Source organism: Janthinobacterium lividum, assembly GCF_034424625.1.
Taxonomy (GTDB): domain Bacteria; phylum Pseudomonadota; class Gammaproteobacteria; order Burkholderiales; family Burkholderiaceae_D; genus Janthinobacterium; species Janthinobacterium lividum.
In genome coordinates this window covers 2,154,448-2,176,932 of sequence record NZ_CP139976.1, presented here as the reverse complement: position 1 = coordinate 2,176,932, position 22,485 = coordinate 2,154,448, and the positions used below count along the sequence as shown (strand labels likewise).

Annotated in this window: 27 protein-coding genes; 12 read left to right on the top strand and 15 right to left on the bottom strand. The window is 64.2% G+C overall.

From position 1 onward, the window contains the following. The 7 genes from U0004_RS09940 to U0004_RS09910 all read right to left on the bottom strand — a co-directional run bounded on the left by U0004_RS09940 (nt 1) and on the right by U0004_RS09910 (nt 5,640). Nucleotides 1–1,161 carry an AAA family ATPase gene (locus tag U0004_RS09940; RefSeq protein WP_070254997.1) on the bottom strand — a complete coding sequence of 387 codons (1,161 nt, stop codon included), beginning with the start codon at nt 1,159–1,161 and terminating at the stop codon, nt 1–3. A gap of 37 nt (nt 1,162–1,198) precedes the next feature. Then, entirely contained in the window at nt 1,199–1,477 is a 279-nt protein-coding gene (locus U0004_RS09935; protein WP_070254999.1) for a hypothetical protein, read from the bottom strand. 9 nt (nt 1,478–1,486) lie between these two features. Next, entirely contained in the window at nt 1,487–2,998 is a 1,512-nt protein-coding gene (locus U0004_RS09930) for a type II and III secretion system protein family protein (RefSeq protein WP_070255002.1), read from the bottom strand. 27 nt (nt 2,999–3,025) lie between these two features. Next, entirely contained in the window at nt 3,026–3,853 is an 828-nt protein-coding gene (gene cpaB, locus U0004_RS09925; protein ID WP_070255003.1) for a Flp pilus assembly protein CpaB, read from the bottom strand. Between the two features lie 42 nt (nt 3,854–3,895). After that, complete coding sequence (locus U0004_RS09920) at nt 3,896–4,456, bottom strand: A24 family peptidase (protein WP_081345554.1); 561 nt, start codon at nt 4,454–4,456, stop codon at nt 3,896–3,898. A gap of 116 nt (nt 4,457–4,572) precedes the next feature. Then, on the bottom strand, nt 4,573–4,746 hold the full coding sequence (locus U0004_RS09915) for a Flp family type IVb pilin (protein ID WP_071650303.1): 174 nt from the start codon (nt 4,744–4,746) through the stop codon (nt 4,573–4,575). Nucleotides 4,747–4,950: 204 nt separating this feature from the next. Next, nucleotides 4,951–5,640, bottom strand: a complete 690-nt coding sequence (locus tag U0004_RS09910; RefSeq protein WP_070255007.1) for a LuxR C-terminal-related transcriptional regulator — start codon at nt 5,638–5,640, stop codon at nt 4,951–4,953. 561 nt (nt 5,641–6,201) lie between these two features. On the opposite strand from U0004_RS09910, the gene U0004_RS09905 reads away from it, so the two are divergent. From U0004_RS09905 to U0004_RS09895, 3 genes are read left to right on the top strand one after another with little or no spacing between them, the layout of a single operon-like run. After that, complete coding sequence (locus tag U0004_RS09905; RefSeq protein ID WP_070255288.1) at nt 6,202–6,690, top strand: TadE family protein; 489 nt, start codon at nt 6,202–6,204, stop codon at nt 6,688–6,690. Beyond that, the gene (locus tag U0004_RS09900) at nt 6,690–7,301 is read left to right on the top strand and encodes a TadE/TadG family type IV pilus assembly protein (protein ID WP_070255009.1); all 612 of its coding nucleotides are present in this window, start codon (nt 6,690–6,692) and stop codon (nt 7,299–7,301) included. The genes U0004_RS09905 and U0004_RS09900 overlap by 1 nt, the downstream gene beginning before the upstream one ends. Then, on the top strand, nt 7,301–8,659 hold the full coding sequence (locus U0004_RS09895) for a vWA domain-containing protein (RefSeq protein WP_070255013.1): 1,359 nt from the start codon (nt 7,301–7,303) through the stop codon (nt 8,657–8,659). The genes U0004_RS09900 and U0004_RS09895 overlap by 1 nt, the downstream gene beginning before the upstream one ends. Nucleotides 8,660–8,673: 14 nt before the next feature. On the opposite strand, the gene U0004_RS09890 is transcribed toward U0004_RS09895, so the two are convergent. Together U0004_RS09890 and U0004_RS09885 are read right to left on the bottom strand one after the other, a co-directional pair. Continuing rightward, nucleotides 8,674–10,530: an amidohydrolase gene (locus U0004_RS09890; protein WP_070255014.1), complete on the bottom strand. Its 1,857-nt coding sequence runs from the start codon at nt 10,528–10,530 to the stop codon at nt 8,674–8,676. 67 nt (nt 10,531–10,597) lie between these two features. Continuing rightward, nucleotides 10,598–11,251, bottom strand: a complete 654-nt coding sequence (locus U0004_RS09885) for a hydrolase (protein ID WP_070255015.1) — start codon at nt 11,249–11,251, stop codon at nt 10,598–10,600. A 216-nt stretch (nt 11,252–11,467) separates the two neighbouring features. Between U0004_RS09885 and U0004_RS09880 the strand changes: the two genes are divergently transcribed. From U0004_RS09880 to U0004_RS09850, 7 genes are all read left to right on the top strand, one after another. After that, entirely contained in the window at nt 11,468–11,710 is a 243-nt protein-coding gene (locus U0004_RS09880; protein WP_070255017.1) for a hypothetical protein, read from the top strand. Between the two features lie 187 nt (nt 11,711–11,897). Continuing rightward, nucleotides 11,898–13,268, top strand: coding sequence for a DEAD/DEAH box helicase (locus U0004_RS09875; RefSeq protein WP_034786262.1), 1,371 nt, complete (start codon nt 11,898–11,900; stop codon nt 13,266–13,268). Between the two features lie 244 nt (nt 13,269–13,512). Beyond that, the gene (gene otnI / locus U0004_RS09870) at nt 13,513–14,313 is read left to right on the top strand and encodes a 2-oxo-tetronate isomerase (protein ID WP_070255019.1); all 801 of its coding nucleotides are present in this window, start codon (nt 13,513–13,515) and stop codon (nt 14,311–14,313) included. Between the two features lie 88 nt (nt 14,314–14,401). Further along, nucleotides 14,402–15,220 (top strand): hypothetical protein, encoded by an 819-nt coding sequence (locus U0004_RS09865; protein WP_081345555.1) that lies wholly within the window; start codon nt 14,402–14,404, stop codon nt 15,218–15,220. Next, complete coding sequence (locus U0004_RS09860; protein ID WP_081345556.1) at nt 15,205–15,672, top strand: hypothetical protein; 468 nt, start codon at nt 15,205–15,207, stop codon at nt 15,670–15,672. The genes U0004_RS09865 and U0004_RS09860 overlap by 16 nt, the downstream gene beginning before the upstream one ends. Before the next feature lie 83 nt (nt 15,673–15,755). Further along, the gene (locus U0004_RS09855; protein ID WP_070255021.1) at nt 15,756–16,175 is read left to right on the top strand and encodes a VOC family protein; all 420 of its coding nucleotides are present in this window, start codon (nt 15,756–15,758) and stop codon (nt 16,173–16,175) included. A gap of 110 nt (nt 16,176–16,285) precedes the next feature. Beyond that, on the top strand, nt 16,286–16,657 hold the full coding sequence (locus tag U0004_RS09850; protein ID WP_070255296.1) for a TraR/DksA family transcriptional regulator: 372 nt from the start codon (nt 16,286–16,288) through the stop codon (nt 16,655–16,657). Nucleotides 16,658–16,841: 184 nt separating this feature from the next. On the opposite strand, the gene phbB is transcribed toward U0004_RS09850, so the two are convergent. Further along, nucleotides 16,842–17,588 (bottom strand): acetoacetyl-CoA reductase, encoded by a 747-nt coding sequence (phbB, locus tag U0004_RS09845; RefSeq protein ID WP_071653659.1) that lies wholly within the window; start codon nt 17,586–17,588, stop codon nt 16,842–16,844. A 219-nt stretch (nt 17,589–17,807) separates the two neighbouring features. Between phbB and U0004_RS09840 the strand changes: the two genes are divergently transcribed. Together U0004_RS09840 and U0004_RS09835 are read left to right on the top strand one after the other, a co-directional pair. Then, nucleotides 17,808–18,140, top strand: a complete 333-nt coding sequence (locus U0004_RS09840) for a hypothetical protein (RefSeq protein ID WP_070255029.1) — start codon at nt 17,808–17,810, stop codon at nt 18,138–18,140. Nucleotides 18,141–18,226: 86 nt separating this feature from the next. Beyond that, nucleotides 18,227–19,093, top strand: a complete 867-nt coding sequence (locus tag U0004_RS09835; RefSeq protein ID WP_070255033.1) for a universal stress protein — start codon at nt 18,227–18,229, stop codon at nt 19,091–19,093. A gap of 20 nt (nt 19,094–19,113) precedes the next feature. Here the strand turns inward: U0004_RS09835 and U0004_RS09830 are convergent, their stop codons facing one another. The 5 genes from U0004_RS09830 to U0004_RS09810 all read right to left on the bottom strand — a co-directional run bounded on the left by U0004_RS09830 (nt 19,114) and on the right by U0004_RS09810 (nt 22,472). After that, complete coding sequence (locus tag U0004_RS09830; protein WP_070255036.1) at nt 19,114–19,473, bottom strand: hypothetical protein; 360 nt, start codon at nt 19,471–19,473, stop codon at nt 19,114–19,116. A 196-nt stretch (nt 19,474–19,669) separates the two neighbouring features. Then, nucleotides 19,670–20,236: a glycine zipper domain-containing protein gene (locus U0004_RS09825; RefSeq protein ID WP_070255039.1), complete on the bottom strand. Its 567-nt coding sequence runs from the start codon at nt 20,234–20,236 to the stop codon at nt 19,670–19,672. A 126-nt stretch (nt 20,237–20,362) separates the two neighbouring features. Further along, nucleotides 20,363–21,106 carry an amino acid ABC transporter ATP-binding protein gene (locus U0004_RS09820; RefSeq protein ID WP_070255041.1) on the bottom strand — a complete coding sequence of 248 codons (744 nt, stop codon included), beginning with the start codon at nt 21,104–21,106 and terminating at the stop codon, nt 20,363–20,365. Further along, nucleotides 21,103–21,795 (bottom strand): amino acid ABC transporter permease, encoded by a 693-nt coding sequence (locus U0004_RS09815; protein ID WP_034786282.1) that lies wholly within the window; start codon nt 21,793–21,795, stop codon nt 21,103–21,105. The genes U0004_RS09820 and U0004_RS09815 overlap by 4 nt, the downstream gene beginning before the upstream one ends. After that, a complete protein-coding gene (locus tag U0004_RS09810; RefSeq protein ID WP_070255044.1) occupies nt 21,795–22,472 on the bottom strand; it encodes an amino acid ABC transporter permease in 678 nt (225 codons plus the stop codon). The genes U0004_RS09815 and U0004_RS09810 overlap by 1 nt, the downstream gene beginning before the upstream one ends. Between the last annotated feature and the right edge of the window lie 13 nt (nt 22,473–22,485).

Genomic DNA, 22,485 nt, shown 5'->3' with positions numbered 1-22,485 from the left:
TCAAGCGCGCCGCAGGACGCGGCCGAGCCAGCCCTGGCGCGCCGTGCTGGCCGCGCTGCCGGCCAGGCTGGCGGCGAACTCCTGCAGCGAGCGGGTGATCGGGCTGGCTTTGTCGAGCTGCAGGATAGGCACGCCCTGGTTGACCGAGGCGGCGGCCGAGGCGTAGTGATTCGGCACGGTGCGGTAGACCGCCGTGCCGTACGCCGCTTCCAGGTCGCGCAGGCGGATTTCGCCGCCCTTGTCGTGGCGGTTGACGATGATGTGCACCTTCTCCTTCGCGTATTCGAGCGAGCGGAACATGCCCAGCAGGCGCTTGCCATCGCGGATGTAGGGCAAGGTCGCCTGCAGGACGGGAAAGATCATGTCGGCGTGGTCCAGCGCGCGCACGCTGACGGCGTCGAGATTGCGGCCCACGTCGAGCACGATGAAATCGTACTGGCGCCTGGCTTGCCGGATGATGGCGTCGATGTGTTCGGGCGCCACTTCGCTGGCGTGGGCCGGATCCTCGGGCGCGGCCAGCACGCTGTAGTTGGGCGTGATATGCAGCATGCTCGATGCCAGGAACGAGGCGTCGAGCCGGTGGATGTCGCGCGTGACGTCGGACAGCGTGGCCAGCGGCTTGTTCTCGGACACGAAGAGCGAGGCGTCGCCAAAATGCAGGTTCATGTCGATCAGGGCAACGCGCTGCTGGCCGCCGGCGGCCAGCGCATAACCGAGGTTGCTGGCGATGAAGGTGGCGCCGCTGCCGCCTTTGCAGGAGATGAAGGCCAGCACCTTGCCGTTGCCATGCTCGCGCCGCTCCAGCTTTTCCTCGATGCGTTCGAGCGCCGCATACAGGCTGGCCGGCGCGGCGGGAAACGGCAGCACGTCGCGCACGCCTGCACGCATGGCCTGCAGCAGGAATTCAGGCGCCTGCTGGTGGCACAGCACGATGAAGGCCATGCGCGGATGCTGGTTGCTGAGGCGCTCGATGGCGGCCAGGTCGGCGCCGTCGTTCGACGGGCGGTCGAAGATCAGCACGTCGGGCAGCGATTGCGCCGCCTGCAGCGGTTCCAGCGTTTCGCCGCCCGCGTTGATCTCGTCGAGCCGGTTGCGGCTGCGCAGCAGCAGGCCCAGTTCGGACAGCGTTTTTTGATCAGTGGAATGGATGGCGATTTTCACGATATGCCTTGCTGGTTCTGTGGTGACGATGCCAGGCTCACTGGCGCGCCCCGACGCCGATGGTGAAGGCTGCCCCTTGCGGCGCGGGCGCGGCAAAGCTTTTCTGGTACGCCATGTAGGCGGCCTGGGCGGCCTTGCCATCCATGCCGGCCACGGGATCGCGGTTCGCGCCCGCCTGCGGCGACAGCACTTGCCGCGCGCGCAGTTGCTGAACGCTGGCGCCAAACTGGCGGTCCAGGTTCGGCGTGGCGGCGCAGCCGCTGGCGGCCAGGGCGGCCAGCAGCATGGAAAGGGAAAGCGAAGGGGAATGCTGCATGCTGTGCTCCTAGTGAATGTCCGGGCCGGCGGGCGCCGTCTGCCTGGCCGCTTCCTGCCGTGGCCGTGGCGCGGCAGCGCCTTCCATTTTTCCTTGCAAGAAGAACTCGCCACGGCTGGGCGCCACATAGGCATCGGTGGGCAAGGCGATATCGCCGTCAAGCGTGCCGTCGAGCGGCTTGACCAAATGCGGTGTAATGATGAACACCAGTTCCGTGCGGTCGGTCTGGAAATCGCTGCTGCGGAACAGCGCACCCAGCACGGGAATCTCGCCCAGAAAGGGCAATGCCTTGATATTGGTCGTCACATTGTTCTTGATCAAGCCGCCAACGGCAAAACTCTGGCCATCGAACAGCTGCACCGTGGTGGTGGTGCGCCGCGTGGTAAATGCCGGCAGCACGGCATTGGCGGCGGCGCCCCCGCCGGTGGTGATGCCGATGCCTTCGCGGTTCAGCTCCGACACTTCCGGCGCCACCTTCAAGTTGATGCGTCCACCCTCCAGCACGGTGGGCGTGAACTTGACGGCAATGCCGAATTCCTTTTCCTCCAGCGTGATCTTGTTGGTGGTGCTGTCTTGCGCGACCGGAATGAAAATCTTGCCGCCCGCCAGGAAACTAGCTTCCTGGCCACTGATGGCCATGATATTCGGTTCGGCCAGCACCTTGACCAGGCCGTCGCGCTTTTGCGCATCGAGCGTCAGCCCGTTGCCATTCTTGCCGTGCACGGCGCCCAGCTGGCTGGGGTTGCCGCTGAGCAGGTTCGACAGCAGGCCATACGTCCAGTTGCCGCGCGTGCCACTGATGCCCACGCTGGCGCCCAGCTGGTCGACCAGGGTCTTCGACACTTCGGCGATTTTCACTTCCAGCATGACCTGTTGCGGCGCCGCGATCGACAGCATATTGATGACCTTGACGCTGCCGGCCGCACTGGCCGCGCCGTCGGCCGGCGCAGCCGCTTCGCCGGCGCCGCGCTGCGCATAGGCCTGCGCCATCTCCAGGATCTGGCTGGCCTTGACGCTGTCGCTCACCTGCCCCGACAGCACGATGCTGCCGCCGGCCGCGCCGGCCTTGACGGCGCGCTCGCCGGGGAAGACATAGGCCAGCTGCGCCTGCAAGCCTTCGACATCGATCTCGACTTCGATATCGACGATCACCGGGCGCTGCTGCCGGTCCCACAGGATCAGGTTGGTGCTGCCCGGGGCCAGGCCCCAGACGAACAGCTGGCTGGACGAGCCCAGCATCCTGGCGCCGGCCACCCGGGGATCGTTGACGGCGATCTGCGACACCGGCAGGCTCAGCTTGCGCAAGGTGGACTTGCCCACGGCGATGCGCACGGGCGCGCCCAGGCGGGCGATATCGGCGCCCAGCGACATGGCCGGCGCCGCGACGGGCGACATGACGGCTTGCCTGGCCGGCGCCGCCGCGCTGGCGCTGACCGGCCAGGCCATGCCTGCCGCCGCGCTGCCCAAGGCCAGGGCCAGGCGCATGCCCGCACCCGCAGCGTGCTTACGAAATTTGTTCATCGATCATCCTTGCTTGCCTGCTGATTTTTAAAATTGCTGGATGCTCGTATCCATGCCCTTGATGACGGTGATGCTGTCGCGCGCGGGAGCGCGTGCGGGGGCTGCCTGGCGCCGCGGTGCGCGCACCGGCGCGGCCGCCGGCACCTTCAGCTCCAGCAGCGATTCCTTGGTGGCGCCGCCCGTGGTGACAGGCGCCGGATCGACCTGGTTGCGCAGCACCAGCGACAAGCTGCCCACGCTGCGCGCCAGGTCCAGCTTTTCCACCTGCTCCGGCGTCAGCTCCAGGGTCACGGCATTGACCACCTTGGGCTTGTTGTCGTCGCGGCCGGACTCTTGCGCTACGGCCAGCACCAGGATGCGTTCCAGCACGATCTTGGAAATGGCCAGCGGCCCGCCGCCCGCCGGCCGGGGGCGGTCATCCTGCGTATGCACGAGAATGTCGACGAAGTTGCCCGGCAGGGCGAAACCGGCCACGCCCACCACGTCGTTGACGCGCACGGTCATGGCGCGCTTGCCGGCAGCCACGATGGCCGACAGGCCGCCCGTGGCGCCGGGCGGCGCAAGCTTGCTTTCCAGCACAGGCTCGCCTCTGCTGACGGCCGTGCGCGTGATGCGCCCCTCCACCGCGCCGGCATCGCCAAACGCCCCCGGCGGCATGGCGCCCGCCGGCCAGTCCATGCCGCGCAGCATGGCTGGCGTCACCTTCGCGCCCACGCCGATATCGACCAGCGCAACCATCACCGTCTGGCTGGCCGGCGCGCCTTGTCCTGACATCCAGCGCGCCGCCGCCAGCACGGCGCCCCCCGCCATCAGCAGCGCCAGCAGCAGCACGATCGCAACGCGGCTATTTCTCATGATTTTTCCTCTTGGTAAAACTTGGGTTTCCGGACGGGCATGTCATGCATGGCCGCCGGCCGCCAGGGCCAGCCAGATGGCGGTGCCGGCGGCAATGGCGATCGCGTACGGCAGTTTGCCGCCCGGCACGGCGGGCGCATCGACCCGCGGTACTTCCCCTGCGGCGGCGCGCAGCCAGCCTTGCAGCAGCAATTGCCGGGCATTCGCCAGCGCCTGGCGCAGCGTGCCCTGGCACAGGGCGACGGCCAGCGCCAGCACGCCGCCAGCGAGCAGGCTGCACAGCACGGCAAACACGGCGGGACCGGGACCAAGAAAAGCCCCCACCATCGCCATCAGCTTGACGTCGCCCGCGCCCAGCGCCTTCATCGCATACATGGGCAGCAGCAAGCCCAGGCCGACGGCCATGCCGCCCAGCGCCAGCCACGGCCCGGCCGGCGTCACCCCGGGCAAGGCCAGGCTGTTGAGCAGCACGCCGAGCAAGGCGCCGGAAAACACCAGCCGGTTGGGAATGCGCCGGCGGCGCACGTCATGCCAGACCGCTGCGGCAAGCAGCCCCCACAAGACCATGGCGGGGCTGAACGTCCAGAAAGAATGAGGGTCCATCGTGTACCTGATGCAAGCCGATGGCATGACGGCATGCGCATCGTTGGGCGGGAAGTCGACAGGCCGGTGCGCGAGGGCAGCCGGCCTGCCGGGGTGCAGCGCGGTGGGCAGGCGCCTTAGATCGCCGCGCCCGTCAGCTTGGTGCCGATCGCCTTGAAGGCGCCATCGAGGCCGGTGGTGAAATAGCCGACGGCCGTGACCAGCGCCGCAGCCACCAGCGCAGCGATCAGCGCATATTCGATGGCAGTCACGCCATCTTCTTCGGCGATAAAGTTTTTAATGAAATTCATATTATTCCCTTTCAGGTCAAGTTTTAAACATGATAAAAACTGAAAATACAGTCTGAAAATAAAAACATTATCCTTGTTTTTATTTTCCATTTTCTGATGCGTGTATTTTATATAAACAAACATTAAATCGAATCAGAGAAAAGTCATTTTGTGCGCAGTACAAACCATCTTAATTTTTTGTCTATAATCAGGACATATGTACTGTCATTCCGCATGGACGGGTTCGGCCAGGCGGTTGCGGGTGGCGTACACATATAATTCCAGGCGGTTGGTGACATCGAGCTTGCTGTAGATCGATGTCAGATGATTACGCAAGGTTTGCTCCGAGATAAAAGCGCGCTGGGCTATCGCACGGTTCAGCGCGCCATTTCCTTCCACCATCATGGCCACGATCTTGCGCTCCTTCAGCGTCAGCCTGGCGATCCGCTGCTCTTCCGGGTCGGGCGCCGCTTCCGGCTTGTTCAGCACGCCCAGCATGCTGTCGAGCAGCGCCGGATCCAGGCACAATTCGCCTTGATGCAGGCGGGCGATGGCGTCGATCAGTTGCTTGATGGACGTTTCCTTGCCCAGCACCGCGCGCGCGCCGCTGCGCACGGCCCGCCCGCACTCTGCCTGGTCCTGCGTGCCGCTGAACAGCAGCACCCGCGAGACGCCATTGCCCAGCAGCTGCGGCAGATAATCGATGGCGCAGGCGCCGCCGCAGCCAAGATCGGCGTCGAGCACGATGACGTCGGGACACAGGGTGCGCGCCAGCAGCAGCGCGCTGTCGATCTCGGTGGAGCTCGCCACCACCTGCATCGCGGGCTGGGCGCCGGCGAGCAGCTGCTCCAGGCCCCACAGCCAGGTCTTGTGGTCCGACACCAGCATGACGCGTATGACATTGTTTGTTGACATGCTTTACCTCTTTACTTGTAGCCCACTCCCTTCAAGGGAAGGTGGTTGATCCGAATCGGGTTGCCTGCCTCATCCGCGCGCGCCTTCTGCTGCCGCGCACGGGGGAAAGAAGTCATGGGGGCACGAAGGAAGAGGCCTTGGGCCGGCACGCGCAAACGCGGTGCGTGCCCCACGGCAGCGGTCGCCGCATGCCGGGCGTGTGCCGATGGATGGGCAGCGTGGCCAGGGCGGACGCGCCGCTGGCGCGCCATCGCTGCTGCCACCGCTGCTGTTGCTTACATTGCAGCATTTTTGTTGCATCACCTTGCAAAACAAGTCCTTGCCTGCACGCAGGACAATCCTGACACCAGGCCTGTTTTCATACCCGAGCATATTACTCCCGGCCCTGTAGCGACGGGGCCGGCACGTTTGAAATAACGCAGTTAATTGCGATTATCTTGACCTGTAATAATTTAAATGGCGGACACGCCCTTGAAAATCGATATAGAATAATTGCCAGTCAAATGGCGCAATGCCATCCGCCCGACATTCGTCATCGCGGAACTTAACCGGATTATTCCCATGCGCTTAAAACAGGCCGATTCCCGCATATTCCACAAGCACAGCGGACAGGCTGGCGCCACCCTGGTCGAATTGGCCCTGATAACACCGGTCTTTCTCATGCTGATAATCGGCATCATTGAATTGAGCATGGCTTATTTTGCCAATATGACCATGCAGCATGCGGTCCGCGAAGGGGCGCGCTATGCTGTCACGGGGGCCAAGGACCTCGACCCCGACAGTGCCAACCAGCAGCGCTACCACGCCGTCATGCAAAAGATACGCGACAGTTCCATGGGCATGTATGACAAGGTCAGCCCCGTGATCTCCGTCAACGGCAGCGATGCGGTGGGCGCCGCCATGTTCGGCCAGGCCGGCGATATCGTCGTCATTTCCGTCGATTGCCGCTGGGCGTTTGCCACGCCTATGATCCGTGCCCTGTTCCGCGACGGCCAGGCGCATTTCGTGGTGGCGGCCACCATGCGCAATGAAAGCTTTGGCGGCCTGTGATGCGCGCGCCAACCCTCCGTTTTCCGCGCCGCGCCGCGCGTGGCATCGCCGCCATCGAATTTGCCATCGTGCTGCCCTTGCTGGCCTTGCTGCTGTTCATGCTGGCCGACCTGTCGCGCGCCATCCAGGCCAAGACCATCCTGCTCAATATCAGCCGCGAAGGCGCCAACCTGTCCGCGCGCGCCACGTCCGACCTGAGCGGCTCGAGCCAGGGCATCATGAACGCGCTGGCCGCCAGCACGCCGCCGCTGGACATGCACGGGCGCGGCATGATCTACATCACCAAGATCATGGGCTACACGGCGCAGAGCGGCTTGCGCAATATCGTACTGGAACAGTACCGCTGGGACGCCGGCGCAAAGGCCAGCGGCTACCTGCCCGCCAGCCAGGTGTGGCAATGCGGCAGCTGGCGCGATGGCACGTGCACCGGCATCGCCAAGGATGAATACGCCCCCGCGGTGTCATTGATGCAGAGCCAGCTGGCCGATGGCGAACTGATTTACGCCGTGGAAACTTTCTACAATTTCGACATGCTGTTCGGCACATTGAAATTTGGCAACAGCACGACGCCCGTGCTGGCGCCCAACCTGACTTCGATGACGGTATTCTGATGCGCATTCCACACCAGCGGCAAGGCGGGCAAGTACTGGTCATGGTGGCGCTGTCGGCCGTCGTCCTGATCGCCTCCGTGGGCCTGGCCATCGATTCGGCCCTCGGCTACTTCGTCAAGGCCAAGCTCAATGCGGCCGTCGACGCGGCCAGCCTGGCGGCGGCGCGCGGCGTCACTGCGGGCAACTCGGAAGAAGAACAGCGGACCAGGGCGCGCCAGTCGGCAAGGGATTTTTTTGACGTCAATTATCCGGACCACTTCCTGCTGTCGACGCCGACCCTCCATCCCGTCGATGTCACGTTCGACAAGGGCACCGTCACCATCGACGTCTCCGCCAGCGCCTCGCTGCCCGTCTCGCTGATGGGCGTACTCGGCTTCAAGACCCTGGAGGTGGCCGCCAGCGCGCAAACCATCCGCAAGGACCTGGACATGGTGCTGGTGATGGATACGTCGGGGTCGCTGAAAAACAATGCGGACGCCGTGCGGGCGGCGGGCAAGTCCTTCCTGAACAAGTTCAACGCCACGGTCGACCGGGTCGGCTTGCTGCACTTCGCCTCGGAAGCGCAAATCGACATCCCGATCAGGCAGATCGAGCGCGGCTTCGACCGCGGCGGCATGACCATGAAAGGTGGAAAGATCGATCAATTCGCCTTTGTCGGCGGCACCAACTCTTCCGCCGGCATGTTCCAGGCCCGCAAACAGCTGAACGACATCGAGCAGGTCAACCGCTCCAGCCTGCGCGTCATCGTGTTTTTCTCCGATGGCTCGCCGGCGGCGTTTTCCTCGTACTTCCCCAACAAGGACAACAAATGCAAGGACGCAGGCGGCCTCGCCACCTTTCCGAAACTGCAAAACCCGGCGCTGGCAGGCCTGTACCGGATGAAAGTGAGCGACACGCTCCAGTACGGCGATTGCGCCGCCAATCAGATCACCGCGCTTCCCGCATGGTATAACGCGACGAATGACCCCGCCCACGCCAACGACGCGGCGCTGCGCGAGTTTCCCATCGTCACCAACTCGCCACGCGTCGTGACCGCTTCCACCGCGACGGCGCAGGCACAATGGACGAATGTGCACCGCGCCTCGCGCAACCTGGTCGAAGCGATGGCGGCCAAGGCGCGCCAGGAAGGCATTTTCGTCTTTACCCTGGGCATGGGCGCATCGCTGAAAACCAAGGAAGGGCCGGACAACGAGCTGGGCGAAGACTTGCTGCGCTGCCTGGCCAATACCACCGATGCGAAAGCGGCTTGCCGCAAGCCGGCCGAACCCGTGGGCCTGTATTGCTATGCGGCCAGCGACAGCGACCTGAGTCCCTGTTTCACCCGGCTTGCCTCGGCCATCCTGCGCATTTCCAAATAACGCCTGGCCAGCCGCTAAAAGGCGAAACAGCTGCAGCCCAAGGTGCCCCAGAAACCGGAAAAATCGCTGACCGGCACGGCCGATGTGCGCGCCCGGTCGTGGGCATGCGCATGCACGCCGCAGGCGCCCGCGCACTGGTGCGGCAGCATGGCTTGCGCTTGCGCCGGCCTGGCCACGGGACGGTAGTGTCCCGGCACCGTGCGCACGGGCGACCATTCGGGCAACACGGGAATCAAGGGCGGCGCAAGATGGGTAAATTCCGCCTGGCCGTAGACGACCTTGCCGCCCACCATGGTCAGCACGGATTCGATGGACTTGATCGCTTCTTCCGGCACGGTGAAGTAATCGGCCGACAGCACGCTCAAATCGGCCAGCATGCCCTCGCGGATGCGCCCCTTCTTGCCTTGCTCGCTGGAGAACCAGGCGCTGCCCGCCGTCCACAGTTCCAGCGCCGTATCGCGCGACAATCTGCCCGCCGCATCCGTCAGGGCCAGGCCGCCCACGGTGCGCCCCGATACCAGCCAGTACAGCGCCGTCCACGGGTTGTAGCTGGCCACCCGCGTGGCATCCGTGCCGCCGCCCACGGGCACGCCCGCGTCCAGCATGCGCTGCACGGGCGGCGTGGCCTTGGCTGCATCGGCGCCATAGCGCTCGACAAAATATTCGCCCTGGAACGCCATGCGGTGCTGGATGGCCAGGCCGCCGCCCAGCGCCCTGACCCGGTCGATATTACGGGGGCTGATGGTTTCCGCGTGGTCGAACAGCCAGTGCAGGCCGCCGAACGGCGTGTCGCGGTTGACCTTTTCAAACACGTCGAGCATGCGGCTGATCGATTCGTCATAGGTGGCGTGCAGGCGGAACGGCCAGCGCTGCTCGACCAGGTGGCGCACGACCTTTTCCAGCTCGTCTTCCATGCCGGCCGCCAGCTCGGGACGCGGTTCGAGGAAATCCTCGAAGTCGGCGGCGGAAAACACCAGCATTTCGCCGGCGCCGTTATGCCGGTAAAAGTCCGTGCCGTCGCCCGGCCTGATCATGCCGGTCCACTTCTGGAAGTCCTGCAATTCCGCGCCCTTGTTTTGCGTAAACAGGTTGTAGGCGATGCGGATGGTCAGTTGCTCTTTTTGCGCCAGTTCGTCGACGACGGCGTAATCCTCGGGATAATTCTGGAAGCCGCCGCCCGCGTCGATGGCGCTTGTCAGGCCGAGGCGATTGAGTTCGCGCATGAACTGGCGCGTGGAATTCACCTGCAATTCGAGCGGCAGCTTCGGGCCTTGCGCCAGGGTCGCATACAGGATCATGGCGTTCGGCCGGGCGATCAGCAAGCCGGTGGGGTTGCCGGCCCCGTCGCGCACGATTTCGCCATCGGGCGGGTTCGGCGTGTTCTTGTCGTAGCCGACGGCGCGCAGGGCGGCGCGGTTCAGCAGGGCGCGGTCGTACAGGTGCAGGATGAAGACGGGCGTGTCCGGCGCGGCCGCGTTGATTTCATCAAGCGTGGGCATGCGCTTTTCCGCGAACTGGAATTCCGTCCAGCCGCCCACCACGCGCACCCATTGCGGGTTCGGCGTGCGCAGCGCCTGTTCTTTCAACATGCGCAAGGCGTCGGCCAGCGAGGGCACGCCTTCCCAGCGCAACTCCAGGTTGTAGTTCAAGCCGCCGCGGATCAGGTGCAGGTGCGAGTCGTTCAGGCCGGGAATCACCGTGCGGCCAGCCAGGTCGATCACCTGCGTGGCGGGGCCGCGATGGCGCATCACGTCTTCAACGTCGCCCACGGCGAGAAATTTGCCATCGGCGATGGCGACGGCGGACGCCAGCGGCTGCGTCCTGTCGACCGTATGGAAACGGCCATTGAGCAAGATCGTGTTTGCGTGCATGGGAACTCCCGAATCAGGTGAAAACACGGTCCCGCCGGCAGGCGGCGGAACCGGGCTCAGTGAATAATCAATGGCCTTCGCTGGCGTTGAACATGGATTTGGCGTAGATCAGGCCCAGGCCATAGCCACCGCCGTGCGCCACGGCTGTCGCCACCGTCTCGTTGTAGGTCTCGCCACGGGCCCAGTCGCGCTGCAGTTCCAGCAAGTATTGCACGGACGTCATCGGCTGCGCACCCGCCTGCAGCATGCGCTGCATGGCCATCGCATGCGCTTCGTCGGAGACGTCGCCGCTGGCGTCGGCGATCACGTAGACCTCGAAGCCCTGCTCCAGCGCCGACAGGGCTGGTCCCACGATGCAGACGGAGGTCCACAGGCCGGCCAGCACGATCTTGCCCTTGCCATAGCCATTCACCTTGTCGGCGATGCGCGCATCTTCCCAGGTATTCATGCTGGTGCGGTCGATCGGCGCCTGTTCCGGGAAGACGGACTGGATTTCGTCAAAAATAGGGCCGGAGAACGATTTGGCTGCCACCGTCGTCAGGATCGTCGGCACCTTGAATTCCGCCGCCGCCTTGGCCACCAGGGCTGCATTGTTACGCAGCAGGGCCAGGTCGATGGAACGGGTGGCGAACGCCATCTGTGACTGGTGGTCGATCATGATCAGGGTATGATCGTTAGGGGTCAGCAGTTTTTGTGCGGCTTGGGCGGTGGCGATAGGCATGATGTTTTCCTTAGTGAAAATAATTGAACATGAAAAAGATGTCGTTGCATGGTGTTTCTGCTCCTGCCCTTGCGTCACGCTGTGTGTGCCGGGCCAGTGCTATGCAGTATGGACGAGATACTTTGAAAATAAAAACGGAAAGAATGCGAAGCTATATTCGATTTTTTCGACAATGAAAAATAACCGCGGCGGCAGCCCGCGCATCCAGGAGAAAACATGGGATTTGAATTCAGGGTCACGGCCAGCCTGACGCCGGAACAGCGCCAGCACATCGCACCGCTGCTGGCGGCGCTGCCGCCGGCATCAGGCGCCATGCCGGACACGGACGCCAGGCTGACGGACGCCGGCCTGTATATATGCCAGCACCTGCGCCCGGACCCGTGGCACGGCCTGGACGCCGTGCGCGCCTGGCTCGATGCGCAGGGCGTGCGCTACACCGTCGACGAGATCGACGACTAGGCGCCCTTTTCTTTACTTGCGACATTGCAAAGCTGAAACAAAACAGGCGCGTTTTTGCCAGGCTGTTATACTTCGCGTGTGCGGCACATATGACCAGTCCCCTTGCCGCTGTCTTTCGACCCCTAATCTGATTGCCTGCGACTGGCGCCCCACGATGGCGACAGGCCGATCTCACAATAAAGTTACCATGTCCTTTTCCTCCCTCGGATTGTCCGACGCTATCGTACGTGCCGTTACCGAACACGGCTACACCGTGCCGACCCCGATCCAGTCGCAGGCGATTCCCGCCGTGCTGGCTGGCGGCGACTTGCTGGCCGGTGCACAAACCGGTACCGGCAAGACGGCCGGCTTTACCCTGCCCGTGCTGCACCGCCTGTCGACGGACGCCAATGGCGCGTCCATCACCAGCAACACCTCGACGCGCCCGATCCGCGCCCTGATCCTGGCCCCGACGCGCGAACTCGCCGCGCAGGTCGAGGAAAGCGTGCGCGCCTACAGCAAATACACCAAATTGAACTCGACCGTGATCTTCGGCGGCGTCGGCATCAACCCGCAAATCAAGCAGCTCAAGCATGGCGTCGACATCCTCGTCGCCACGCCGGGCCGTTTGCTGGACCATATGGGCCAGGGCACCGTCGACCTGTCGAAAGTGGAAATCCTGATCCTGGACGAAGCCGACCGCATGCTGGACATGGGCTTCATCCGCGACATCAAGAAAGTGCTGGCCGTGCTGCCGCCAAAACGCCAGAACCTGCTGTTCTCGGCCACGTTCTCGGAAGAGATCAAGGCCCTGGCCGACGGCTTGCTGAACAAGCCAGCCATGATCGAAGTGGCACGCCGCAATTCGACCGTCGAAGTGATCAAGCAAAAGATCCATCCGGTCGACCGCGACAAGAAGCACCCGATGCTGTCCTACCTGATCAAGTCGAACAACTGGACGCAAGTGCTGGTATTTACGCGCACCAAGCATGGCGCCAATAAACTGGTCGAGCAACTGGGCGCGGACGGCATCGGCGCCCTGGCCATCCACGGCAACAAGAGCCAGTCGGCACGCACGCGCGCGCTGTCCGAGTTCAAGGATGGCACCTTGCAAGTGCTGGTCGCCACCGACATCGCCGCACGCGGCATCGATATCGACCAGTTGCCGCACGTCGTCAACTACGACTTGCCGAACATTCCGGAAGACTATGTGCACCGTATCGGCCGCACGGGCCGTGCCGGCGCCAAGGGCGAAGCCGTGTCGCTGGTCTGCGTGGATGAGCACGAAATGTTGAAAGACATCGAAAAGCTGATCAAGCAAACCCTGCCGCGCGAAGTCATCCCGGGCTTCGAGCCCGACCTGAACGCCCGCGCCCAGCCTGTGCAATTGCGCAGCGGCACCGGCGGCCACCGCAACAACAGCCGCGCGCCAGCCGGCGCCGTCGTGCGCGTGAAAACCGGCGGCAGCGGCGCCAAGCCACGCAGCGCCGGCCCATCGGGCGGCGGTGGCGGCGGCAACCGTTCGGGCAATGCGCCACGTTCGGCGGCGAACCACCGTTCCGGCGGCCGCGGCCGCTAAAACGCGGCCTGAAAGCTACTGCGCGGGGCGCTATTGCGTTTGCGTTGCTCGCCGTACTCTTGTACGGCTGCGCGACTCGACGCAATATCACTCCCGCTCGCTACGCTTTCAGGCAGCGCTTGTCTTTATCAAAAAGACGATAAAAACCGTTCCAGGACTTGCTTCTGGAACGGTTTTTTCATGCACGCCACTGATTCCCGATTTGGGCTAGGATAGTATCCATCGTCCTCACCTGCGTGCTGCCATGCCGAACTTCGCTGCCAACCTCAGCATGATGTTTACCGAACTGCCCTTCCTCGACCGCTTTGCCGCCGCCAGGGAAGCGGGCTTCGATGCCGTCGAATTCCTGTTCCCCTATGCCGTCGAGGCGCGGCAGATCGCCATGCGGCTGGAACGCCACCAGCTGCAGCTGGCCGTCTTCAACTTCCCGCCCGGCGACTGGGAGCACGGCGAGCGGGGCATTGCCTGCGATCCGCGCCGGGGCGAGGAATTCCGCGGCAACGTGCAACTGGCGCTCAACTATGCGCTGGCGCTCGGGGCGAAGCAGTTGCACTGCATGGCCGGTATCGTGCCGCCCGGCATGAGTCTGGAGCGGGCGCGGCAAAGCCTGATCGGCAACCTGCAATTTGCGGCCGACGCCTGCCGTCCGCATGGCATCAACGTGTTGATCGAGCCCATCAACCGCTACGACATGCCCGGTTACTTTCTGAACCATAGCCAGCAGGCGGCCGACATCATCGCCGACTGCCAGCGCAGCAATATCTTCCTGCAATACGACGTTTATCACATGCAGCGCATGGAGGGCGAGCTGAGCAACACCATCCGCGCCATGCTGCCCCTGATCCGCCATATCCAGATCGCCGATACGCCGGGCCGCCACGAACCGGGCACGGGCGAGATCAACTACCGCCATCTGTTCAAGCTGCTCGACCAGGTCGGCTACGCAGGCTGGGTCGGCTGCGAATACCGCCCCGCCAGCGATACCGTTGCCGGACTGGGATGGCGCGAGCAATTAACGGGCACAGCGGGCACGATGGGCGCCTGATCGCAGCACGCTTGCGCCCGCACAAGGCGGCCGGCGCAGGCCGGCACGACAATACCTTTCCATACAGTATTTCCTGTCGAGAGGTGCCGTGTCCACCCTGCCCGCCCGCCATCGCCGCGCCCTATGCCTGAAGCTGTACCTGAGCCTCTTCCTGACTGCCGTGCTGTGCGGCTGCGCCACTGCGCGCCCCGAGCTGGCGCAAGTGCGCGCCCTGGCCGCCGGCACCGATGCCCTGACCGCCTTCAGCGAGCTGTCGCAGCGCCACGTGGACAGTTACCAGCGTGCCCGCCCCTATCTGTCGCCCGCCGAAGACGCACGCGAACGCCTGCTCGACGTGCAGCGCCGCGCCGCGCAAGCCGACGTGGCGCGCCTGGCACAGGCCGTGCGCCTGTACCTGCAGGCGCTGGGCCGGCTGGCCAATGCCGATGCGTATGACGTGCAGCCGGAACTGGCCAGCGCCGGCGCCGCCATCCGCGCCTGGCCCGGCAGCGGCATCGACGACCGCCATGTCAGCGCCTACACCTTGCTGCTGCAACAACTGTCGCGCCTGGGCGGCGCGGCCAGCCAGCGAGCGCACTTGGCGCAAGTGCTGCACGAGGGCGACGCGCCGCTGCAAGCCCTGCTGGCCGCGCTCGACAGCTTGCTGGCGCTGTACGACAAAAGCGGCGACAACGAGCGCGACATGGTGCTCGGCTTGCTCGACGTGGAAATCGCCTATGCGGACACGCCGCAGCAGCGCCTGCTGGCCGTGCTGGCGAAAAACATGCAGCAAAGCAAAACCGAGGAATACCGCCTGGTTGGCCTGCGCCATACCCTGGCGCGCCGGCAACTGGCGGCACTGGGTCGCGAACACGCGCAGCTCGCTGCCACCCTCACCACCACGGAGGTAAGATGGACGGATCGGTAGGCAGCAGCAGCGAACGCCGCGAAGCGGCTCTCAGCAGCGCCATGCGCGTCGAACAACTGGCTGACAGCCTGTCGCAGGCGGCCGTCACCTTGCACGGCGCCGTCATGCGCGCCATCCGCAAGCGCGCCAGCCAGGGCGCCAATGGCATCAGCCACAGCCAGGCGCAAGCCGTCTTCGCCCTGGAAGTGGCCTTGCGCCAGCAAGCCAACCAGCTGTATGCCGATGCCGCAGGACACACCGTGGCGGGCCTGAAAACGGCGCAGCGCCAACTCAGCGGCCTGCTCGACACGGTACGCCTGCGCATCGCCCGCAACGACGACGTGCGGTACTGGATCAGCCTGGCGACGAGCTTGTTGCACCTGGGCAGCGCCGTCCTCGCCGGCAATCCCGAGCGCATCCTCGCCACCCTGGGCAGGGTGCGTGAGCGGCTGCAAGAGATGGCGCCAGACTGATTGAAATCGGCCAGCGAGCGCCTATACTGGGACGGCCCCGCCTGGCAATCGTGCCTGCGGGACGATGACCAGAGGAGACCAACATGCGTATCGAACCGTATTTGCAATTCAATGGCAATTGCGCGCAAGCGCTGGAATACTACCGCCAGCACCTGCATGGCACGGACCTGTGCCTGATGCCATATCGGGGCAGCCCGGGCCAGGACCAGGTCAAGGAAGACTGGTACGACAAGATCATGCACGGCTCCATACAGCTGGGGGCCACCATGCTGATGGGCTCGGACGGCGGCTGCACCGAAGATGGCGCCAAGGGCATGAGTGGCTGCTCCGTCTGCCTGACCGTCGATACGCCGGAGGAAGCGGAACGGGTCTTCGCCGCACTGGCGCGTGACGGCAACATCCAGATGCCCATGGAGGAAACGTTCTGGGCCAAACGTTTCGGCATGCTGAAAGACCAGTTCGGCGTGGCCTGGATGGTCAACTGCCTCAAGGAACCAGCATAGAACGACCCGTGCCTGCCTGCGCCGCGTCAAACGCGGCGCGGGTAATAGCGCAAGCAGAGCTGCCAATCTTGGACTACCATGAGGGGAGTAACCTCTACCGGGTGATGGCCATGAATGGATTGCCGCAAGACCAGTTGCAGCGCCTGCAGGGCGTGCTGGAGCAACGCAAACTGGCGTTGCTGGAACAGATCGAGAGCGAAACGGCCGAGGCCGATGCGCGCGCCTCGCTGCTCAATGAAATCGAAGCCTCGCCGGCCGACAACGCCAGCGTGCGCACCTTGAACGCCCTCGTCAGCGAAGCGGCCGAACACAACCTGGCGCAGCTGGCCATCATCAAGCACGCGCTGGCCAAGTTTGCCGATGGCAGCTACGGCCTGTGCGACAACTGCGGCGAAGCCATCGGCCTGTCGCGCCTGATCGCGCGCCCCGAAGCGCGCCTGTGCATCGATTGCCAGACGCGGCTGGAAAAAGCCCAGCGCTGAGTAGCGTGGCAGTGCCATGACGGCTGCGCCACGACAAAGGGCAAGGCATCGCTGCCCTGCCCCCTGTTTTCCAGCGTGACGACCATGTTGCCAGCCGTCCCCCGCCAGCGTCTGTGCGCCGGCTGGATGGACGGGTCTCCTCTACTGCCATTGCCCTGCTTCAAGTCTCCAGCTGCACGCGGGATCAACTCATGTGCTGTCCGCCATTGATGGCGATATTCGCGCCCGTGACGAAGGCCGCCTCGTCGGACGCCAGATAAGCGACCAGGGCCGCCACCTCGTCCGGTTCGCCCAATCGGCCCAGGGGAATCTGCGGCAGGATCTTCGTTTCCAGGATCTCGGCCGGCACGGCCGTCACCATCTGCGTGCGCAGATAGCCGGGCGACACCGTGTTGACGGTGATGCCGTGGCGCGCCACTTCCAGCGCCAGCGCCTTGCTGAAGCCATGCACGCCCGCCTTGGCCGCCGCGTAGTTGCACTGGCCAAACGCGCCCTTCTGGCCATTGACGGACGAGATATTGATGATGCGGCCCCAACGGTTAGCCAGCATTGGCTCGAGCACCTGCTTGCTCATGTTGAACAGGCTGTCGAGATTGGTGCGCATGACCTCGGCCCAGTGCGGCAATTCCATCTTGCGCATGCTCTGGTCGCGCGTGATGCCGGCGTTATTGACCAGCACGTCAATGCGGCCGAACTGCGCCAGCACGCTTGCCACGGCGTCGCTGCAGGCATCGAAATCGCCCACGTCGATGGCCAGCGGATGAAAATAATACTGCTGTGACTGCTGCTTGTCGAGCCAGCTTTCCACGCGGGCATTGCCCGGCGTATGCGCCGCCACGACGGCAAAGCCCGCCGCATGCAGGCGGCGGCACAAGGCCGTGCCCAGGCCGCCCATGCCACCCGTGACCAGCGCTACTTTTTGCTCATTCATTGCTGTCTCTCCCGCTTGTTATGGTTGTTCTGCGTGGGATCAAGTGTAAGTGGCACTTTTGAAAGCGGCATTGCGCCATATCAAAGGCTGAGCCCGCATATAGCAGCGTCTGCCTGCGCTGCATCCATGCATGAAAAATTGTCAAAATTATACTCGGCCGTGAGGTGATGGCACCTCGACAGGCAAGCCGTGCAGACTTTGCTTGAAGGTAAGACTCACATGGAGAACGCGATGGAAATCCAGGACGACACAGAAGCATTGAGGGACTTGTTCAACGACATCAATCCCGGCATGAGCGACGTGGAATCGGTGCATCAGGCGGAGCTCGATCCACAGCATGCGCTGGCCCTGATGGCCAATCCGAAAGCGGCGCTGAAAGCCATGGGCATCCCCGTCAGCGACGCCTCGCAAGTGCAGGTGACGATGAAGAACCGCGCCAGCCGCGCCATGCCGGAGGTGGCGCAAAAGGCGGCGCAATTGCGGCGCATCATCGTCATCGTGATTCACTACCGTAACTGCGACGCCGACATCATCATCATCGCCATGAGCTGAGGCGGCAAGCGCCGGCCGCAGTCGTGCGCGGCCGGCCCCCCGGACTGTGCCAGAATGATCCCTACTGCACAGCGAGAGGACAGGCCATGACATACAAGACCGTATTGCTCCACATCGACGACAGCGCTGGGCGCAGCGCCCGCATCGAAGCGGCGGCCAGCATCGCCCAGGCTTGCGGCGGCCACCTGACGGGCGTGGCGCTGACAGGCGTGTCGCGCCTGCTGTACCAGAACCAGCCCGACCTCGATGCGGACCCGAACCTGAGTCTGCACCTCAATTTCCTGCGGGAACGGGCGACGCGCGCCCTCGACGGTTTCGAGGCGCAGGTGCGCGCGGCCGGCGTCGCCTCGTTCGAGCAGCGCGTGCTCGACGACGAGGCGGCGGGCGGCATCAGCCTGCTGGCCCGCTATGCGGACCTGGTCGTCATCAGCCAATACAATGCCAAGGATAAATCGCCGTCCGTGATGCGCGACTTTCCCGCCTATGTGCTGCTGCATTCGGGCCGTCCCGTGCTGATCGTGCCGTATGCGCCGCCGCTGCCCCTGCTGGCGCCGCCGGCAGCGGCGCGCAATGTGCTCATTTCCTGGAACGCCAGCAAGGAAGCGAGCCGCGCCGTGAGCGCCGCCCTGCCCCTGCTGCAACGCGCCGGACAAGTCCACGTGGCCATCTTCGATGCCCAGGTGCACGCGGCCGAACATGGCGAACAGCCGGGCGCGGAACTGACGCATTACCTGGCGCGACACGGCGTGGAAGCGCGGCTGCATTTGCTCGATGGCGGGGGCGTGCGGCGCGGCGATATCGGCGAAGCGCTGCTGTCGCAGGCAGCCGACCTGTCGGCCGACTTGCTGGTGATGGGAGCGTATGGCCATTCGCGCCTGCGCGAAACGATTCTCGGCGGCGTCACGCGCACGATCCTGCAAAGCATGACCATCCCCGTGCTGATGGCGCACTAGGGACGAGTGAAAGCGGCGGGCTAGCCGCCCTGCCATGGCAGGCTGCGGATCTTCGCCACCTGGCGCTGCGCCAGCCACTGCCACAGCTGCAGGGCATCGCCCTGCGGCAGGGCCGACATGTGGCGCGGACTGGCGAGGGCGATTTCGCAATCGCGGTCCGACCATTCCTCGAAAGTGACTTCGCCTCCGCTAGCGACTTCGACCTGATACATCAAGCCATCGTCGTAGCCAAAGCGCAACAGGACGGCGGCCGGGCTGCCGTCCGGCGCGACGCCGCCACTGCGGTAGACCTCGGCCAGCGCATCGGCCAACTGTGCCGGCGAGGGCGCACAGATGTCGCGCCCATCGGCCCGTGTCAGAATGAACCATGCCTGTGTCATGACGCGACCTCCTATCCATACTCGTTAGCATGCGAGGCAAGTACTACAGGCAGTCACCTTGGTCCAGTGTCACTTCGGGCGCGCGGAAACTATCCCTGTCGGCATTGTTTACCAATAATTACGAATACTAACAAGGATCATACCTAAATTTCATGCAGCGCGGCATTTATGCATATTGCACGGCTGGCGCGCCGATTCACGCCACCAGCACGGGAATGCTGAGCGGATCGAAATCATGCCAGTCGCCATTGGCGATCGTGCCTTCCGCTTCCTCGATATGCTCGGCGCCGAGCCGGTGCAGCGCCTCGAGCGCCCGTTCGCGCTCGTCGAGGCCGCCCAGCGCCACGGCGATCAGCATGCCCGGATGGCGTGGCTGGTGGCGGTTTTCGCCATTGCTTTCGCCATTCTTTTCGGCTTCGCCCGCGTCCTTCATCTTATTGAAACTGTAGAGCGAACCCACGTGGGCGCCCACCAGCGCCCCCACCACCGGGCCCAGCGGCCCCGTCGCCAGGGTGGTGACCGCGCCGATGCCAGCGCCCACGGCGGCCCCGACAGCCACGCCTTCCACCACGCCCTCCGGCGTTTCCTTCGCCCCCGGCGACATGTCGCGGTCGCCGCCAAGCGCATGCAGATCATGCTGCCCCGGCTGGTTGACAAAAAAGGCGCTGATGCGGCTGTCGGAAAAGCCCGCCTGGTTCAGCGCGGCGCGCGCGACGTCGATCTGCTCCTGCAACTGAAAATGACCTGCGATGATGCGTGACATGATACGGCCCTCCTCGTCGGCTGCTGGCGCACCATGCGCCGCCTCGATAGCGTGCGCCAGACAACGCCAGGATACCGTTCGCTTACGCACACAGCCGCTTACTCCCATGCCCAATCATATGCTCACTCAAGCAGACGCGCTGAAGGGGCTGCGGATATCAGACAGGAATTGCTGTGCGCGCGCATGTTGCGGCCGCGCAAAGAATTCGTCGGGCGTGGCCCGTTCCAGCACTTGCCCATGGTCCATGAACCAGACGCGGTCCGCCACTTCGCGCGCAAAACCCATCTCGTGCGTCACGCACACCATCGTCATGCCGCCCTGCGCCAGGTCGCGCATCACTTGCAGCACCTCGCCCACCATTTCCGGGTCCAGCGCGCTGGTCGGTTCGTCGAACAGCATCAGCGGCGGCTGCATGGCCAGCGCGCGGGCGATCGCCACCCGCTGCTGCTGCCCGCCCGACAGGGCCGCCGGCATGGCGCGCGCCTTGTGCGCCAGGCCCACGCGTTCCAGCAGGGCCAGCGCCCGCTCGTCCGCTTCGCGCCGGGTCAGGCCGCGCAAGCGCTGCGGCGCCAGCGCGCAATTGTCCAGCACGGAAAGATGGGGAAACAGGTTGAATTGCTGGAAAACGAATCCGATATGCGAACGGAAGGCATTCACGTCCAGCCCCGGCGCATAAATGTCCTGGCCCGCCACCGTGATGCGGCCCGAAGCGATCGGTTCCAGGCGGTTGATGGTGCGGATCAAGGTGGACTTGCCGGAGCCGGACGGCCCGCATACGACCAGCACCTCGCCCTTGGCGACGTGCTCATTGATGCCGCTCAAGGCATGATAGTCGCCATAGTATTTGTTGACATTGTCAAAGTTGATCATGCAGCCGCTTTCAAGAGACGCGCCTGGCGCCGTTCGAGCCAGAAGGCAGCGCGCGACAGGCTGAAACACAAGACAAAATAGGTCATGCCCAGCAAGAAATACACTTGCACGGGTTTCGTCAGCACCAGGCCGTTCACTTGCGAAGCGATGAACGACACTTCGGCCAAGCCGATGATGTATCCCAGCGAGGTTTCCTTGATGGTCGAGACGAACTGGTTGACCAATGACGGCAGCATGTGGCGCAGCGCCTGCGGCAGGACGACCTGGCGCATGCTGTCCAGGTATGTCAAGCCCAGGGAACGGGCCGCCTCCACTTGCCCCTTGGGCACGGCTTGCACGCCGGCGCGCACGATTTCCGCCAGATAAATGCCGTCAAAGATGACGAGGGCCGCCAGCATGGTGCCGAACTGCCCGCTTTCGTGACCCGTGATGCTGGGCAGGAAGAAATACGCCCAGAAGATCACCAGCAGCAAGGGAATGCCCCGCACCACGTGGATCAGCGCGGCGACGGGCCAGCGCAGCAGGCGCCAGGGACTCAGACGCGCCAGCCCCAGCAGCAAGCCGAACGGCAAGCTGAGCACCAGCGCCAGGCTGGCCAGCAGCACCGTCAGCGCGAGGCCGCCCAGCGGTCCCTCGGGATAGCGGCCGACGAGGAAATACAGCCAATAATCGTGGATCAGTTCCAGCATCAGGACACCTTCTTTTGCAGCAAGGCCGCCAAGCCCGCGATCACCAGCGAAACGACAAGATACGCCGCGCTGGCAAAGACGAACGCTTCCACACTGCGGAACGAGGCCGCTTCCACGCGCTGCGTCTGGTACATCAGCTCGGCCACGCCGATGACGGTGGCGATGCTGGTGTTTTGCCACAGGTTCAGGGTTTGCGACAATAGCGGCGGCGCGGCCAGCCGCAGCGCCTGCGGCACGATGCACAGGCGCATGGTGGCGAGAAAGCTGAAACCCAGCGCCCTGCCCGCCTCGAATTGCTGGGCGGGTATGGCGCGGATGCCGCTGCGGATGTCTTCCGCCATGTAGGCGGCCGTATATAAAGTCAGGGCCGTGATGGCGCTGACGGCTTCGATATTGCCGGCATACAAGCGCTCCTTCCAGGAGTCCGGCAACAATTCGGGCGCGCCGAAATACCAGAACAGGAAGTGGGCCAGCAAGGGCACATTGCGGATCAGCTCGACATACGCGGCGCCCAGCCCGTTGAGCAGGCGCGACGGCGCCAGGCGCAGCATGGCCACGCCGCACGCCAGCGGCAGGGAAAAGAGCAAGGTAATGCCCATCAGTTGCAATGACAACAGCAGGCCGGACAGCAACCAGTCGCGGTAGTCGCCGGCCAGCAAAAAGTTCAGATCAAACATGCGGAAGAGTCAG

Excerpts from the sequence above, each read along its gene's own strand:
- phbB (WP_071653659.1), bottom strand. The coding sequence starts at position 17,588 with ATGAATGAGCAAAAAGTAGCGCTGGTCACGGGTGGCATGGGCGGCCTG.
- otnI (WP_070255019.1), top strand. The coding sequence starts at position 13,513 with ATGCCGAACTTCGCTGCCAACCTCAGCATGATGTTTACCGAACTGCCC.
- U0004_RS09880 (WP_070255017.1), top strand. The coding sequence starts at position 11,468 with ATGGGATTTGAATTCAGGGTCACGGCCAGCCTGACGCCGGAACAGCGC.
- U0004_RS09855 (WP_070255021.1), top strand. The coding sequence starts at position 15,756 with ATGCGTATCGAACCGTATTTGCAATTCAATGGCAATTGCGCGCAAGCG.
- U0004_RS09875 (WP_034786262.1), top strand. The coding sequence starts at position 11,898 with ATGTCCTTTTCCTCCCTCGGATTGTCCGACGCTATCGTACGTGCCGTT.
- U0004_RS09900 (WP_070255009.1), top strand. The coding sequence starts at position 6,690 with ATGCGCGCGCCAACCCTCCGTTTTCCGCGCCGCGCCGCGCGTGGCATC.
- U0004_RS09825 (WP_070255039.1), bottom strand. The coding sequence starts at position 20,236 with ATGTCACGCATCATCGCAGGTCATTTTCAGTTGCAGGAGCAGATCGAC.
- U0004_RS09815 (WP_034786282.1), bottom strand. The coding sequence starts at position 21,795 with ATGCTGGAACTGATCCACGATTATTGGCTGTATTTCCTCGTCGGCCGC.
- cpaB (WP_070255003.1), bottom strand. The coding sequence starts at position 3,853 with ATGAGAAATAGCCGCGTTGCGATCGTGCTGCTGCTGGCGCTGCTGATG.
- U0004_RS09830 (WP_070255036.1), bottom strand. The coding sequence starts at position 19,473 with ATGACACAGGCATGGTTCATTCTGACACGGGCCGATGGGCGCGACATC.
- U0004_RS09895 (WP_070255013.1), top strand. The coding sequence starts at position 7,301 with ATGCGCATTCCACACCAGCGGCAAGGCGGGCAAGTACTGGTCATGGTG.
- U0004_RS09910 (WP_070255007.1), bottom strand. The coding sequence starts at position 5,640 with ATGTCAACAAACAATGTCATACGCGTCATGCTGGTGTCGGACCACAAG.
- U0004_RS09810 (WP_070255044.1), bottom strand. The coding sequence starts at position 22,472 with ATGTTTGATCTGAACTTTTTGCTGGCCGGCGACTACCGCGACTGGTTG.
- U0004_RS09905 (WP_070255288.1), top strand. The coding sequence starts at position 6,202 with ATGCGCTTAAAACAGGCCGATTCCCGCATATTCCACAAGCACAGCGGA.
- U0004_RS09850 (WP_070255296.1), top strand. The coding sequence starts at position 16,286 with ATGAATGGATTGCCGCAAGACCAGTTGCAGCGCCTGCAGGGCGTGCTG.
- U0004_RS09915 (WP_071650303.1), bottom strand. The coding sequence starts at position 4,746 with ATGAATTTCATTAAAAACTTTATCGCCGAAGAAGATGGCGTGACTGCC.
- U0004_RS09920 (WP_081345554.1), bottom strand. The coding sequence starts at position 4,456 with ATGGACCCTCATTCTTTCTGGACGTTCAGCCCCGCCATGGTCTTGTGG.
- U0004_RS09860 (WP_081345556.1), top strand. The coding sequence starts at position 15,205 with ATGGACGGATCGGTAGGCAGCAGCAGCGAACGCCGCGAAGCGGCTCTC.
- U0004_RS09840 (WP_070255029.1), top strand. The coding sequence starts at position 17,808 with ATGGAGAACGCGATGGAAATCCAGGACGACACAGAAGCATTGAGGGAC.
- U0004_RS09835 (WP_070255033.1), top strand. The coding sequence starts at position 18,227 with ATGACATACAAGACCGTATTGCTCCACATCGACGACAGCGCTGGGCGC.
- U0004_RS09820 (WP_070255041.1), bottom strand. The coding sequence starts at position 21,106 with ATGATCAACTTTGACAATGTCAACAAATACTATGGCGACTATCATGCC.
- U0004_RS09935 (WP_070254999.1), bottom strand. The coding sequence starts at position 1,477 with ATGCAGCATTCCCCTTCGCTTTCCCTTTCCATGCTGCTGGCCGCCCTG.
- U0004_RS09890 (WP_070255014.1), bottom strand. The coding sequence starts at position 10,530 with ATGCACGCAAACACGATCTTGCTCAATGGCCGTTTCCATACGGTCGAC.
- U0004_RS09885 (WP_070255015.1), bottom strand. The coding sequence starts at position 11,251 with ATGCCTATCGCCACCGCCCAAGCCGCACAAAAACTGCTGACCCCTAAC.
- U0004_RS09930 (WP_070255002.1), bottom strand. The coding sequence starts at position 2,998 with ATGAACAAATTTCGTAAGCACGCTGCGGGTGCGGGCATGCGCCTGGCC.